General features: G+C 38.2%; 14 protein-coding genes. 2 read left to right on the forward strand and 12 right to left on the reverse strand.

Annotated elements, in window-relative coordinates; translation table 11 throughout:
• The 10 genes from fliM to rpsO form a co-directional block, all read right to left on the reverse strand.
• Window positions 1–1,065, reverse strand: a complete 1,065-nt coding sequence (gene fliM / locus QT74_RS02470) for a flagellar motor switch protein FliM (protein ID WP_000763575.1) — start codon at window positions 1,063–1,065, stop codon at window positions 1–3.
• Window positions 1,058–1,825, reverse strand: coding sequence for an RNA polymerase sigma factor FliA (locus QT74_RS02475; protein ID WP_033764392.1), 768 nt, complete (start codon window positions 1,823–1,825; stop codon window positions 1,058–1,060). Before QT74_RS02475 ends, fliM begins: the two co-directional genes overlap by 8 nt.
• Window positions 1,803–2,117, reverse strand: coding sequence for a hypothetical protein (locus tag QT74_RS02480; RefSeq protein WP_001265941.1), 315 nt, complete (start codon window positions 2,115–2,117; stop codon window positions 1,803–1,805). The genes QT74_RS02475 and QT74_RS02480 overlap by 23 nt, the downstream gene beginning before the upstream one ends.
• A 4-nt stretch (window positions 2,118–2,121) precedes the next feature.
• Window positions 2,122–3,006, reverse strand: coding sequence for a flagellum site-determining protein YlxH (gene ylxH, locus QT74_RS02485; protein ID WP_033764394.1), 885 nt, complete (start codon window positions 3,004–3,006; stop codon window positions 2,122–2,124).
• On the reverse strand, window positions 3,003–4,376 hold the full coding sequence (flhF, locus tag QT74_RS02490) for a flagellar biosynthesis protein FlhF (protein ID WP_033764396.1): 1,374 nt from the start codon (window positions 4,374–4,376) through the stop codon (window positions 3,003–3,005). Before flhF ends, ylxH begins: the two co-directional genes overlap by 4 nt.
• Window positions 4,373–4,861: a 2-amino-4-hydroxy-6-hydroxymethyldihydropteridine diphosphokinase gene (folK, locus tag QT74_RS02495; RefSeq protein ID WP_033764398.1), complete on the reverse strand. Its 489-nt coding sequence runs from the start codon at window positions 4,859–4,861 to the stop codon at window positions 4,373–4,375. Before folK ends, flhF begins: the two co-directional genes overlap by 4 nt.
• Window positions 4,861–5,934, reverse strand: a complete 1,074-nt coding sequence (locus tag QT74_RS02500) for an aminopeptidase (protein ID WP_033764400.1) — start codon at window positions 5,932–5,934, stop codon at window positions 4,861–4,863. Before QT74_RS02500 ends, folK begins: the two co-directional genes overlap by 1 nt.
• 13 nt (window positions 5,935–5,947) lie before the next feature.
• Complete coding sequence (gene aroQ / locus QT74_RS02505) at window positions 5,948–6,451, reverse strand: type II 3-dehydroquinate dehydratase (RefSeq protein WP_000699284.1); 504 nt, start codon at window positions 6,449–6,451, stop codon at window positions 5,948–5,950.
• A gap of 128 nt (window positions 6,452–6,579) precedes the next feature.
• Window positions 6,580–7,869 (reverse strand): O-antigen ligase family protein, encoded by a 1,290-nt coding sequence (locus QT74_RS02510; RefSeq protein WP_033764402.1) that lies wholly within the window; start codon window positions 7,867–7,869, stop codon window positions 6,580–6,582.
• A gap of 29 nt (window positions 7,870–7,898) precedes the next feature.
• Window positions 7,899–8,171 carry a 30S ribosomal protein S15 gene (rpsO, locus tag QT74_RS02515; protein ID WP_001207122.1) on the reverse strand — a complete coding sequence of 91 codons (273 nt, stop codon included), beginning with the start codon at window positions 8,169–8,171 and terminating at the stop codon, window positions 7,899–7,901.
• A gap of 136 nt (window positions 8,172–8,307) precedes the next feature.
• On the opposite strand from rpsO, the gene flhA reads away from it, so the two are divergent.
• Both flhA and QT74_RS02525 read left to right on the forward strand, forming a co-directional pair.
• Window positions 8,308–10,509, forward strand: a complete 2,202-nt coding sequence (gene flhA / locus QT74_RS02520; RefSeq protein WP_033764404.1) for a flagellar biosynthesis protein FlhA — start codon at window positions 8,308–8,310, stop codon at window positions 10,507–10,509.
• Between the two features lie 30 nt (window positions 10,510–10,539).
• Complete coding sequence (locus tag QT74_RS02525; protein WP_033764406.1) at window positions 10,540–11,583, forward strand: 3',5'-cyclic-nucleotide phosphodiesterase; 1,044 nt, start codon at window positions 10,540–10,542, stop codon at window positions 11,581–11,583.
• 682 nt (window positions 11,584–12,265) lie between these two features.
• Here QT74_RS02525 and hsrA read toward each other — a convergent pair.
• Together hsrA and QT74_RS02535 are read right to left on the reverse strand one after the other, a co-directional pair.
• Window positions 12,266–12,937, reverse strand: coding sequence for a response regulator-like transcription factor HsrA (gene hsrA, locus QT74_RS02530; RefSeq protein WP_033764408.1), 672 nt, complete (start codon window positions 12,935–12,937; stop codon window positions 12,266–12,268).
• Window positions 12,938–13,262: 325 nt separating this feature from the next.
• On the reverse strand, window positions 13,263–14,375 hold the full coding sequence (locus QT74_RS02535) for a metallophosphoesterase (protein WP_033764410.1): 1,113 nt from the start codon (window positions 14,373–14,375) through the stop codon (window positions 13,263–13,265).
• Window positions 14,376–14,565: the final 190 nt, after the last annotated feature.

The following is a 14,565-nucleotide window of genomic DNA, read 5'->3' on the forward strand; positions in this document are numbered from 1 at the left end:
TCACTCTTCTTCTATTTTCATAATATCGCCCACTTTGCCTCTGCGCTGCTCTTCTAGCATTTCTAAAATTTCTTTAGTGCGTTCTTTTTCGCTATAGATCACTTCTTTAATTTGAATGGTTTTCCTATACCCTTGAAACCCCACGCTCGCTAAATAACGCTTTTTTTTATGCACATACACGCTCACTTCATCATTAGCGATCTTGTTCAACCGGATAGTATCCCCCACATCTAAATCCAACATTTCTTTCAGGCTCAATTCTACCGCACCCAAAAACACGATCATATCCACGCTCACCCCGCTCAATAGCGCTTGCAATTCCTTATTACGGCTCTTTTTAGAGTTCGTCTCTGAAAGCATCAAATCCCTACTCCCCATTTTAGAAAGAATGCTCTCAATGGAAATCACCGGGTAACAAATATTCATCATCCCACGGCTATGCCCAATGATAATCTCTAAAACCACCATGATAGAAATTTCATTTTGAGCGACGATTTGGACCACATTCGCGCTGGATTCTTTAGCGTCAATGGTAGGAAACATCTCCACCACAGGCGACCACACTTCTTTTAAAATTTGCATCACTTGGCGTAAAATCGTATCCAATAAATTCAATTCAATATCGCTAAACTCCCTGTTTTGATCATACGCGCTCCCCTTGCCCCCTAATAGTCTGTCAATCATGGGGAAAGCGATGCTAGGATTAATCTCTAAAACCCCTGTTCCTCCCATAGGCTTCATGGAAAAGACATTAAAACTTGTAGGGCTAGGCAAACTCATCAAAAATTCGCCATAAGTCATTTGATCCACGCTATGGAGCTGGATCTCTACAATAGAACGCATGATAGAAGAGACTTGACTGGAAAGATTCCTAGCCATTTTATCATGGATACTCCTAAAAGAACGCAGTTGCTCCTTACTCACACGATTAGGGCGTTTGAAATCATAGAGGGTTACGCTGCGCTGCGGGATAATATCCTTTTTTTGGACATTTTGAATATCCACATTTTCATCAACAACTTCTAAAAGCGCATCAATTTCTTCTTGGCTTAAAATATCAGCCATGATCCACTCCTAAGGATTTACGCACTTTTTTAATCACTTCTTTAATGATTTGAGAAATGCGCGATTCAGTAATGCCTAAAATCTCTTTGATCTCGCTCAGATTCAACTCTTCAAAGTAATAAAGCTGGATAAGGATTTGCTCTCTTTCGCTCATTTGATTCAATACTTTTTGGACATGCTCTAACAACTCCTCTGCTTCAATTTTTTTAGTGATTTCATCTTGCTCAATCGCATTGAATTGTTCATCTATTGGCACTAACGCATAAATATCTGAAGCCGTTTTGGCTTCTCTAATCTTTTCAATATTTTCGCCTAAAGTTTGCGCTAAATATGCATCGCTAGGCTCTTTCCCATGCTCATTAAGGTGTTTGGTAATTTCAATATCAATGCTTTTAATCAGCTTCCTATTGGAGCGAGAAATCACATCTAAAGAACGCAAATAATCTAACATCGCCCCATTGACACGAGTTTTAGCATACCCCCAAAAAGAATCGTTTAACGCGCTCTCATAACGCCTGGCTAATTTAATCAATTCTTCAGTGCCAATAGAAACCAGATCGTTAAAATCAATAGAGCTGGGCAAGCGCTCTTTTAAACGAAACGCCATCGCACGCACGGCCGGTAGATACTGGATAGCGAGATCGTCTTGATGGTGGTGTTGTTGCTTATCATAGGCGTTCAAAACCTTTTCTATATTTTTTTCGCTGGTTTCAGTTTTTTGAATTCCTTTGGGCATTCTATTTTCCATCATCAAAATCATAACTTCTAATGTATTCTAAAATACTAGCCACTTCTTTTTCTCTGTTCTTAAACTCATGGTTGAAACGAAGCAAGCTCTCTTCAGTGCCTTTTTTGTCAAAAAGACAAATATCTAAATCCGTGCAAGCGATAAAAATAGACGCAAACAACAATGCGATCAAGTATCCCCCAAGCGTGGATAACACCGTCCATAATAAAATGCTCTCTGGCTCATTGAATTTCAACACCGAAAACACTAACCCTAAAAAAAACCCTACCACAACAGAAAAATGGATAAAATTTTGCACTCTCATCAGTCTACCCCAAATACTTCAAAAGCCTTTTAAAAAAGCTTTTCAAACCTTCTTTTGGTATTTCTAAAGCGCCGGTTTCTAATTTAGAAATCAAAAGGCCCGCTATCTGATCAATGGATTGCGAAAACAAATCATTAGGGGCTATTTTTCTTAAAATCTTTCGCTCTCTCACATAGCGTTTCAATAAAGAGCTGTTTTCAATCGCTCCTAAGTAATGCAATTCTAATGAAGCGATATTGTTTTTAGCCACTTTAAACAACCTTTCATAAGTCGCCCTGCCCTCTTTAGGTTGGGCTACCATGTTAGCAATAAGAAACAATTCATCTTTATTTTTGGAGTTGATTTTAATGCATGCATACGCATCGGTAATCGCTGAAGGATCGGGTGTGGTAACAATCACCACGCAATCGCTCGCATTCAAAAACGCTTGTGTAGTAGCTCCAATCCCAGCGCCTGTATCAACCACAATATAATCCAAAGAGCTTAAAACCCCCTCTTCATCCACGAATTGATCTAAAGCTTCTGCACCGCTAATGTATTTTAAAATTTCTTCGCCGCTATCCCCAGGAATTAAGCAAAGCCCGGGTTCAATCTCGCAAATGATTTCTTGCAATTTGGCTTCACCTTTTAAGGCATGCAAGATATTTTTATGGGTTTTCACCCCAAAAATCACATCTAAATTCGCTAAACCAATATCCGCATCAAACACCCCTACCTTATAACCTTTCTTGTATAAAGAGTAAGCTAAATTAGCGCTAATGTTGGATTTCCCCACGCCTCCCTTACCGCTTGTGATAGCGATGAATTTGGTATTCCCTTTATTATCAAAAAAACTTTTAGGGTTTTTAAGATTCATCAAATTATCTAAGCGGCTCGCTTGATTGTTCATGCTTGTTCCTTATTAGGGTTACTAAAGCCATCTAGCATGCAATCCACTAAATATTCATTAGTAGCCACTTTCAAATCCATAGGCACTTCTTGCCCAACAGAAAGATAGCTGATAGGCTTTTGGCTTTCATGCACTAAAGAAAACAAATTCCCTAACCCCCTACTCTCATCTAATTTCGTAAAGATTAAAGTGTCAATCCCTAACACCCCAAAAGAATCATAAATATCTTTCATGTCTTCATACTTAGTGGTAACCGAAAGCACTAAGGACACATCAATATTATAACCCCCATCTATAAATTCCTTCAAACCGGCAATTTTTTCTTTATCGTATTGCGAATGCCCTGTCGTATCCACTAAAATAAAATCGCAGTATTCCAACGCTTCAATTTCTTTAGCAAAATCTTTAGCGTCAATCACCGCTTCTATACTCATTTTCATTTTATTAGCATACCAACTCAATTGCTCCAAAGCCCCAATGCGATAATTGTCTAAAGTGATAATGCCCACCTTGTATTTTTTAGCTAACATCCTAGAATAGCGCGCAGCTAATTTGGCTAAAGTCGTCGTTTTCCCCACGCCTGTTGGCCCTACAAGCATTAAGATGCGTTTTTGCCTTAAATTCAAATCTTCAGGGCGGCACAAAATCATTTTGCGCAACACTTCTCTAAAATAGCGCTTGATCGTTACGGAATTTTCTCTCATGCGTAAAGGCATCAATTCCAGGCTTAATTGCATGATTTCATCTAAATGGCTGGATTTCATCCCGCTTTGTTTGGCTAGTTTGTAAATTTCGGCAAATTCTTGAGGGATATTGATAGAATTGGGGTTTTTCTCATCCCAAAACATGTTTTGAATGAGCTTTAAGCTGTCTCTGATTTTGCTTAATTGCAGATTGATGTCTTTAATCTCTTCTTCTTGTTTAACTTCTCTTTTTTCTCTTTCTTTTTTATGGTTGGCTTCATCTTTTAAAGCTTGCAATAAAGCGTCTTGCTTATTAGCTTCTAAAGGCGTATCCTCTGGAGTGTCTTTTTCTAAAAGGGTCTTATTTTTTGAAAAACTATAGTTGCGCTGATTAGATGAAACCCCGGCGAGTTTGCGCATTTCTTCTACAGTGCTTGAAAGCTGCATGACCACATCTTCTTCATTCAATTCTTCATCATACAAACTTTCAGGAATAAGGGGGGCTTTAGAGGGTTTGTTTTCGCTTTCTTCTTCAACCGCCACAACGATTTCATAAAGCCCAGAAGAAGTGAGCGTTTTTTTACGGATTTCTTGCGTTTTAAACACTAGCGTATCCACCCCATGGTGGCTTTGAGCGATCTTTAAAGCTTCAGCAGCCGTCTCCCCACTATAGGTATAGAATTTCACCACTCCCCTTTTTTAAAAAGAATTTGTTGCAAAGTTAAAGGCACTAACACCGAATCCCTTTCACTCCATTTAGGGTGAGGTAAAGTCAAATCCTTCTGTCTTAAAATGACTTGGTTGAAAGCGATAATATCAATGTCTAAAGTTCTTGGAGCGTCTTTAAAATCGCGCTTCCTTTGGCGATCAAAACGCCTTTCTATATAAAAAACCAGAGCAAAAAAATGGCGTAAACTTAAAGATGTTTTAAGGATAATCGTAGCGTTATAAAAGTTAGGTTGCTTAGTGTAACCAAAAGGCGGATTGATATAAATGGGCGAAGAAAAAATTTTACCAATTTTACTATGATTTTTAAAATATAAAAAACAATTTTTTAATATTTTTAAAGGATTTTTAAGATTAGATCCCAACCCTAAAACCACCCTGTTAGAAAAATCAAGCCTTTTTTTAAAAAGGCTGGGGAAAAAGCGGTTAGTAAGGATCTCTCGCATCACAAAAGCTCAGCCCTAGAATTTTTGATCACCACTAAATCTTCAATGCGCACCCCAAAAAATCCAGGGATATAAATCCCAGGCTCTACAGAAAACACCATGCCCTCTTCTAAAATGGTTCCACTGCGCGATGAAATATAGGGAAGCTCATGAATGTCTAAGCCAATGCCATGCCCGGTGCTGTGAGTGAAATACTGCCCATAACCATAATCGCTAATCACTCCCCTAGCCAAGCTGTCCGCTTCTTTACCGGTCATGCCCGCTCTAATGCCTGTAATAGCCTTTTCTTGCGCTTCTTTCACAATGTCATAAATCTTTTGACGCTCTTTATCCTTGAAACTCTGCTCTCTTTTGAAGACAAAATCTTTAGGGTCAAAAAAAGCCGTGCGAGTCCGATCCGAGCAATAGCGTTCGTATTTGATCCCCATATCCAAAAGAATGCTATGCTCCGCTTTTAAAAAATCCTTTGCACTAGGCAAAGCATGGGGCTTGCTCGCGTTCGCATTCAAGGCTAAAATAGGCTCAAAACTCAGATCATAAACCCCCTCTTTAGTCAAAAAGTCCTTAACCTTATGCTGCAAATACCGCTCGCTCAAGGATTCTTTTTCATCAAAAATCTTTTTCACATACTCGGCAAAATTTTCAAAAGCTTCAACATTCAACGCTTGAGATTTTTTGAGGAGTTGGATCTCATGATCGTTTTTAATGATGCGTTTTTGGCGGTGGTAACTAGGCACGCCCTCTAAAATAACCTTATTCCCAATCGCTGAATCCAAACGCTTATAGGTTTGCAAATTCACTTGATTGGGGTCAAAAAAGAGTTTTTTAACCGAACTTTTAGCAATCAAATCAATCGCGCTTTGCACTAAATCACTAGATTCTACCACTTCCGCTAAAACGCCATTTTTAGGCTGAACGCTTTCTTTAGCTTCTTGAGTGTAGCGAGAATCAGTGATAAAAAACGAGCGATCGTCTAATTGCAAAAACAAAGCGTTATCGCAACTATAAGCGCATTCAAAAAACATCGCGTTCTCATTGAGCGTGAAATGCGATTCTCTCTCTAATCCACTCATCAATAACCCCCTTTTATTTTTGATTGTTAATGGGGTTATTAGGGTTGTTTTTTTGGGCTTCTTGGAACGCTTTCATTTCGGCTAAAATATTGACCATCGCCATTAAAGCCATGTTGTAACCAAGCGGGCCAAATCCCATGATCACGCCTCCACAAGCCGCTCCGGTGTAAGAATTTTTCCTAAATTCTTCTCTGGCTTGAATGTTAGTGAGATGCACTTCAATAACAGGTTTGCCCGCTAGCATGATCGCATCCGCAATCGCAATAGAAGTGTGCGAAAACGCTCCAGGGTTAATGATAATCCCTTCATAATCGCTGCCCACGCTTTCTTGGATTTTATCAATGATTTCGCCCTCAAAATTGGTTTGAAAAAACTCTAATTCTACATCTAAATTGCCTTGTTTCACGAAAGTTTGCATGATTTCATGGATTTGGTCTAAGGTTACCATGCCATAAAGTCTTGGGTCTCTGTGTCCTAACATGTTTAAATTAGGCCCTTGAATCACTAAAATTTTCATTATTTATTTCTCCTTGTTTAATATGGAATGAGAACACATTATAGCATAAGTTTTTATCTTACCCCTTAAATCCCCCTAAGAGCGCATCACAAGAAACTACCGCTTGACTAACATCAAACCCCTTGATGCTAAAAAGCACTTTTATCTTTTTTTAAAAAAACAGCCATCATGATCATTCCTACAAAAAAACTTCCCGTAATGAAGAAATCAAAGGGGTCAAACCCGATGCCAAAAATGAGGTAAAAAGTGAGTGTTGTTAATATAAAAAACGATATTAAAGAGTTTTGCTTTATCCCGCTCCAAAAAATCTTTACAACCGCTAATAAAAAAAAGAGCCAGATCAAAAAGCCTATGATCCCCCTAGTGGCTAGAACATGAATGATTTGATTGTCGTATCTTTCATAACAAAGAATCAAATCTTTGGCTCTATAAGACTTTGATAAGGATAAAATCTCTTCTAACCTCTGGCATTTCTCGCTAGCGGCCATACCAAAAAAGGGCCTTAAACGCAAAACCGTTAGGGCTTCTTTCCAGCGCTCCAAACGCCACCCGATACTGCTATCAGCGTCCTTTTTAGCGTAGCGTTTCAAATCCTCTTCAAAGCTTTGGTTTTGAACCCTAGATTGCTCTATTGCCCCCCTTTTTTCTAAAGCGTTACTCCCCACATACAAAGCGCTCAAAATAAGACTCACAACCACCATATAACCCAATGGTTTGAGCGATTTTTTGGCGTATAAAATAAAGCAAGAAAGGATCAAAAAAGTAATAACAAAAGCGATTGTCGCGCTCCTTGTAGCGCTTAAAATAACGACTAAAAACCCCACAAAAACAGAAAGCGTGAAAAAAAGTTTTTCTTTTTGACTTTGCGAATAGAGTGCATAAATATAACAGCCTAAAATGGACACGCTCACTAAAACCACATACTCCTTAACCGTGCTAAACCCTTGCGCTCTGGGCATGTTAAAATAAATTTTTTGCACTAATGAAAGCAAGCCGTTGATGAAATTTGCAACAGCCATGCTATAAAAAAGGATTTTTTGATTCAATTTGATTCTTAAACGGCTAGCAAAAAGCAAGCATAACGCCCCGCAAGCGTAAGTTAAGGACATGTTTAGAGCGAATAAATTGTAGCGGAAAGTTTGGCTATCATACATGTTAAACATGTTAGGGAAGATGCTTAAAAACACGCCCAAAAAAGCCAGAGTGAGCCATTTGAAAGGCATTGTTTTTAGATGATTAATTCCAAAGGTCTCTTTCAAAGACGCTTGGAAATAACACCTAAGAAACAAAAAAACCATTAAAACAATCAACAAGACTTGAGTTAAAGGTTTTTTAAACGAAGTGAGAAAAAAAAGGGCAAAAATTAAAGTGAAAATAGAGTCCGCACTAAAAAAGGCCTTCAAACGCTCTTTCAACACAAACTCGCCATACCCTAAAACCGATAAAATTATCTGTCTTTAATGCCTAACTTTTCAATCAAAACCACATAACGCGCATGATTGGTGCGTTTGATGTATTTCAACAAGTTGCGTCTTTGAGCGACTAATTTTAAAAGCCCTAAACGACTGGAATGATCTTTGGGGTTAGCCTTTAAATGCTCGGTTAAAAGCTTGATCCTTTCATTCAACAACGCCACTTGCACCTCACAAGAACCCGTATCGTTTTCCTTAGTAGCAAACGCCTTAATGATTTCTTGTTTTTTCTCCAGATTCAAAGCCATAACGACCTCCTAATTTGGTAATTTAATAAAGATCGCATTATAGCGTAAAATAAGCTTTTTTGTATCATACGCTTAAACTTTATATTATAATAAGAGACAAACACACCTACCAAAATTAAGGCATTGATTTTAGATTATGGCAAACGAACGCTCCAAATTAGCTTTTAAAAAGACTTTCCCTGTCTTTAAACGCTTTTTGCAATCCAAAGACTTGGCCCTTGTGGTCTTTGTGATCGCTATTTTAGCAATCATTATCGTGCCGTTACCGCCTTTTGTGTTGGATTTTTTACTCACGATTTCTATTGCGCTATCGGTGTTGATTATTTTAATCGGGCTTTATATTGACAAACCTACTGATTTTAGCGCTTTCCCCACTTTATTACTCATTGTAACCTTATACCGCTTGGCTTTAAATGTCGCCACCACCAGAATGATTTTAACGCAAGGCTATAAAGGGCCTAGCGCGGTGAGCGATATTATCACGGCGTTTGGGGAATTTAGCGTGAGCGGGAATTATGTGATTGGGGCTATTATCTTTAGTATTTTAGTGTTAGTGAATTTATTAGTGGTTACTAATGGCTCTACTAGGGTTACTGAAGTTAGGGCGCGATTCGCTCTAGACGCTATGCCAGGAAAGCAAATGGCGATTGATGCGGATTTAAACTCAGGGCTTATTGATGATAAGGAAGCTAAAAAACGGCGCGCCGCTCTAAGCCAAGAAGCAGATTTTTATGGCGCGATGGATGGCGCGTCTAAATTCGTCAAAGGCGATGCGATCGCTTCTATTATTATCACGCTTATCAATATCATTGGAGGTTTTTTAGTGGGCGTGTTTCAAAGGGATATGAGCTTGAGCTTTAGCGCTAGCACTTTCACTATCCTAACCATTGGCGATGGGCTTGTAGGGCAAATCCCTGCTTTAATCATTGCGACAGCGACCGGTATTGTCGCCACTCGCACCACGCAAAACGAAGAAGAAGATTTCGCTTCTAAACTCATCACACAGCTCACCAATAAAAGCAAAACCTTAGTGATTGTGGGAGCGATCTTATTGCTTTTTGCAACCATTCCTGGACTCCCTACCTTTTCTTTAGCGTTTGTAGGGGCACTCTTTTTATTCATCGCATGGCTGATTAGTAGGGAGGGAAAAGACGGATTACTCACTAAATTAGAAAATTATTTGAGTCAAAAATTCGGCTTGGATTTGAGCGAAAAACCCCACAGCTCCAAAATCAAACCCCACACCCCAACCACAAGGGCTAAAACCCAAGAAGAGCTTAAAAGAGAAGAAGAACAAGCCATTGATGAAGTGCTAAAAATTGAATTTTTAGAATTGGCTTTAGGCTATCAGCTCATTAGTTTAGCGGACATGAAACAAGGGGGCGATTTGTTAGAAAGGATTAGGGGTATTAGAAAAAAAATAGCGAGCGATTATGGTTTTTTGATGCCGCAAATTAGGATCAGGGATAACTTACAGCTCCCCCCAACGCATTATGAAATCAAGCTTAAAGGCATTGTGATTGGTGAGGGCATGGTGATGCCAGATAAGTTTTTAGCCATGAATACCGGTTTTGTGAATAAAGAAATTGAAGGCATTCCCACTAAAGAGCCGGCTTTTGGAATGGACGCTTTATGGATTGAAACTAAAAATAAAGAAGAAGCCATTATTCAAGGCTATACTATTATTGATCCAAGCACCGTTATTGCGACACACACCAGCGAATTAGTGAAAAAATACGCTGAAGATTTTATCACTAAAGATGAAGTGAAATCCCTTTTAGAGCGCTTGGCTAAAGACTATCCTACGATTGTAGAAGAGAGTAAAAAAATCCCTACCGGTGCGATCCGATCAGTCTTGCAAGCCTTGTTGCATGAAAAAATCCCCATTAAAGACATGCTCACTATTTTAGAAACGATTACTGATATTGCCCCATTAGTTCAAAACGATGTGAATATCTTAACCGAACAAGTGAGGGCGAGGCTTTCTAGGGTGATCACTAACGCTTTTAAATCTGAAGACGGGCGTTTGAAATTTTTAACCTTTTCTACCGATAGCGAACAATTTTTGCTTAATAAATTGCGAGAAAATGGCACTTCTAAGAGCTTGCTACTCAATGTGGGCGAATTGCAAAAACTCATTGAAGGGGTCTCTGAAGAGGCCATGAAAGTCTTGCAAAAAGGGATCGCTCCGGTGATTTTGATTGTAGAGCCTAATTTAAGAAAAGCTCTTTCTAATCAAATGGAGCAGGCCAGGATTGATGTGGTCGTGCTAAGCCATGCGGAATTAGATCCTAACTCTAATTTTGAAGCCTTAGGCACGATCCATATTAACTTTTAATGGATAAATAATTAATAAAAAAGGAGAATGATGCAAGTTTACCACCTTTCACACATTGATTTAGACGGCTATGCATGCCAGCTTGTTTCAAAACAATTTTTTAAAAATACCCAATGCTATAACGCTAATTATGGGCGTGAAGTCTCAGCGAGAATTTATGAGATTTTAAACGCAATCGCTCAATCTAAAGAGAGTGAATTCCTTATTTTGATTAGCGATTTGAATTTGAATTTAAACGAAGCAGAGTATTTGCAGGATAAAATCCAAGAACACCGCTTGCAAAATAAAAACATTCAAATCCAGCTTTTAGATCACCATATCAGCGGTAAGGAAGTGGCTGAGAGTTTCCATTGGTATTTTTTAGACACGAACCGTTGCGCGACTAAAATCGTGTATGAATTTTTGAAAAAGCATTACGCTCTTTTAGAGCCAAAAAACACAACATGGCTAGAGCCTTTGGTGGAAATGGTCAATTCTGTGGATATTTGGGACACGCAAGGTTATGGCTTTGAATTAGGCAAGGTGTGCATGCGCATGATTAACCAAAGCTCTGAATTGAATCGTTTCATGTTTGATGATGAAAACCGCAACTATAAATTAAAGCTTTTAGAAGAAGTTAAAAACTATTTGTTTTTAGAAAATGCCCCTGTAGCCTATGATAATGATTTGTTCAGGCTTAAAAAAATCGCTTTAGGGGGCGACCCTGATACAGAAACGATGGACAATATCTCTTCAAACGCGCAAACGCATTTGCTCTCTTTAAAAAAGCATGATTGCAGCGTTTATTACCAGGATAAAAAAGGGTTTTTAAGTTATTCTATGGGGGGTATTAGCGTGTTGGCTAACCTTTTTTTAACGCAAAATCCGGATTTTGATTTTTATATAGATGTGAACGCTAAAGGGAATGTGAGCTTAAGGGCGAATGGGAATTGCGATGTGTGCGAACTCAGTCAAATGTGTTTTAATGGGGGTGGGCATAGGAATGCGAGCGGAGGCAAGATTGATGGTTTTAGAGAGAGTTTCAATTATAGGGATATTAAAGAACAAATTGAAGAAATCTTCAATAACGCTTAAAACTAAGCTGTTTGCAAAAAGCCAACAAAAACTAAAAAGAGTTTAAAAACTCTTTTTGATAAGGTTTAAAAATTTTCATTCCGTCGTTTTATGGCAAAAACTCATTTTTTAAGGGATAAGGAGTGTTTTAAAATAATTCTCCCCCTACAAATCTCTAACTAACCCCCATAACCCCAAAAGAGCACTTAAAAATTCATCGCTTGATTAAAATCAAACTCTTTTAATCATTTGATTGTAAAGAATGTTTTTAGCATTCTTTAAGTTTTATGGTTAATATCTGATAGAGCCAAGTTTGCATTTTTGTGTCAAGACTTGACAAGTTAGTAAAGTTTTGCTAATATTGTTTTGTGTTAAGTTTAAAGGTTAAGCCTTATCTCCCCCATAGACATCTCCTTATGGGGGATTTGTTTAACTATGCCAACCTTACAAAACAAAATCTAACAATACCGACTTATCGTCAGCGACCGCCCTTGTTTTATAGCTTTCTAATTCCAACAAAGAAACATGGTTATTTTTATCCGATAAGGGTTTAACCAAAACACCCTACTAATCGCAGATAAAATGATCATGCTCCTAGCTAAACACCAACACGATATGAGTGTCTCTATTATCGCTATTAAAATATTTGATTTTACCCACTCCACACTCTCATTCTAATCTATTTTTTAGCAAACCACGGAATTTACTCTTCACACGCCGGTTTGGGGTAGCAAAAACGATAGCCTCTGCGCCTTACGGTTTCAACCGTGGAAATCCCCAAGGGTTTATCCATTTTTTGGCGGATTTGATTGATAGCCACTTCAATCACATTAGGGGTAACCATTTCAGGCTCTTCCCAAATAGCGTCTAGAAGCTGTTCTTTGGAGACGATCTGATCCCTATGTCTGGCAAGATGGGTCAGCACTTCAAAGGGCTTCCCTTTAACTTCAACTTCACGCCCCTTGTAAACAATCTTTTCTTCATCGGGGCTAATGGTCAAATCCCCAATTTCAATCACATTAGAGCCCCAAAACCTCAAACGAGCCTCAATTCTTGCGACTAAAGCCTTAATGCTGCGATAAGGTTTAGCGATATAATCGTCCGCGCCTTGTTCAAACGCATGGACTTCTTCCTCGCTTGTGGGGTTATCAGAAGAAACTAAAACAACGATAGAAGGATGCTTCTCTTTGATTCTAGAAACAAAACTTAAGGCATTTTTATCGCTAACCATAACTAAGTCATAATTCCTAATATCCATAAGATATTCCCCATCTTCTAAACTTTCTGTTACATCAGCCATAAAGCCTTTAACATTCAAGCCCTTTTCAATCTCTCCACCCAAAGCAGAATTTTTTTCAATCAGTAGAACGCGCATGGTGTATGGACTCCTGTATTTAAGAGTAATTCAAGTGTTGATTATATCATAATTTTAAATTAGTTTAAGAAAATATTAATAAAAGTTATCGCTTGCTTGGTGCAAGCTCTTAAAATTAGATTGTAAAAAATGCCTTTGAGCCTTTTTTGTTAAGTAATTTTAAAATCGCTTGCTAAAAATTACAATTCTATTGTATAATTACAAAGCCGCTAAGATTGAAGGGTCACCTCCCCCTCCTTTCCCTTTGTCTTAGCGGTTGTTTTTTAACTCCTTGTTTTAATTCTTATTTTTAACCGCTTGATTACGATTTTAAGATTTTGTTTGACTAAGCTTGATTTTTAGGTAAAAGCCTAAGGTATGCGATCTCGCTAGGGGCTAAAAACCTTAAAGGAATCCCCCAATACCCTGCCCCACTGCTCACATAGATTTGAGTGGTGCCGCTGTGCTTGTATAAACCATGTAAATAGGTTTGTGCCAACTTGACTAAAAGGCTAAAGGGAAAGATTTGCCCTGCATGGGTATGCCCTGAAAGGACTAAATCTACAGAGTGGCCTTCTTTGAGGCTTCTAATTTGTTTAGGTTGGTGGGCCAAAAGGATCGTGGGCTTACTACTATCACGCTTTTTTAAAGCTTTGTCAATATCAGGGGCAAAATTTTGACGCTTCCTTGCGAAATAATCATACACGCCGCACAAATTGATCCCCCCTAAATGCACGCACTCATTCCCTAAAATCGTCAAATTAAGCGTGTTAAGAAACGATAAAATCGGCTCTATGCCGTGATAATACTCATGATTTCCTGGCACATAAAAAGTGCCATGCGTGCTTTTAAGGTTGTTTAAGGGCAGTAAAAAAGATTTGACTTTTTCAATGTTTTCATCCACTAAATCCCCCCCAATCAGCACCATATCCACTTCTTTTTGATTGACTTCTTCTACAATGTAATCAACAAAATCTTTTTGCAACAAACTCCCCACATGCATGTCTGTGAGTAAAATAATCTTTAATTCTTTATCCAGCTTGTCTAAATAAATAGGGGTTTCTTTGATTTTAGGGCGGGCTAATCCTTCATAAAACCCGCGCCAAAAATACCCTAATAGCGCTAGATAAAACCCCAATTTTAAAAAGTTTTTTAAACTTTTACGCCTTGAATGCAAAAAATCTATTTTTTCTACAGAGTAAGAAAACCCGTAAAAACTTAAAGAAAGGATAAAAATAATAAAAGATACAAACGAACACGCTGAAGTCAAAACAAACAAATGGCTAGGCATGTTATTTCTATAAAAAGCAAAAGCCGCCTCGCCCGCACTCAAAAGGATAAAAAACCCTAAATAAGCGTATTGAGAGATTTTCTTTAAGGTTAAAAACGATTTTAGCATCCTGAAAGAACTATAATTCAAAAGACACAAAACCAATAAAAACGCTATGGAAATCAGCATACCACCCTTTTATTATCATAAAGTGTTCTGTCATTCTAGCATGTTAACGCTAATGTGCCCTTTAGGTTTCATCGTGCTATTTCCTTTTTTATCAGTCTCAATCCACACAGAAAGAGAAAAGTATCCCTCCTTTTAAAAGAGTGTGAATTTGGATACAATAATTAAAAATGCGCTTAAAACCATGAAAAAG

The organism is Helicobacter pylori SA213A (assembly GCF_000476275.1).
GTDB classification, from domain to species: domain Bacteria; phylum Campylobacterota; class Campylobacteria; order Campylobacterales; family Helicobacteraceae; genus Helicobacter; species Helicobacter pylori_CL.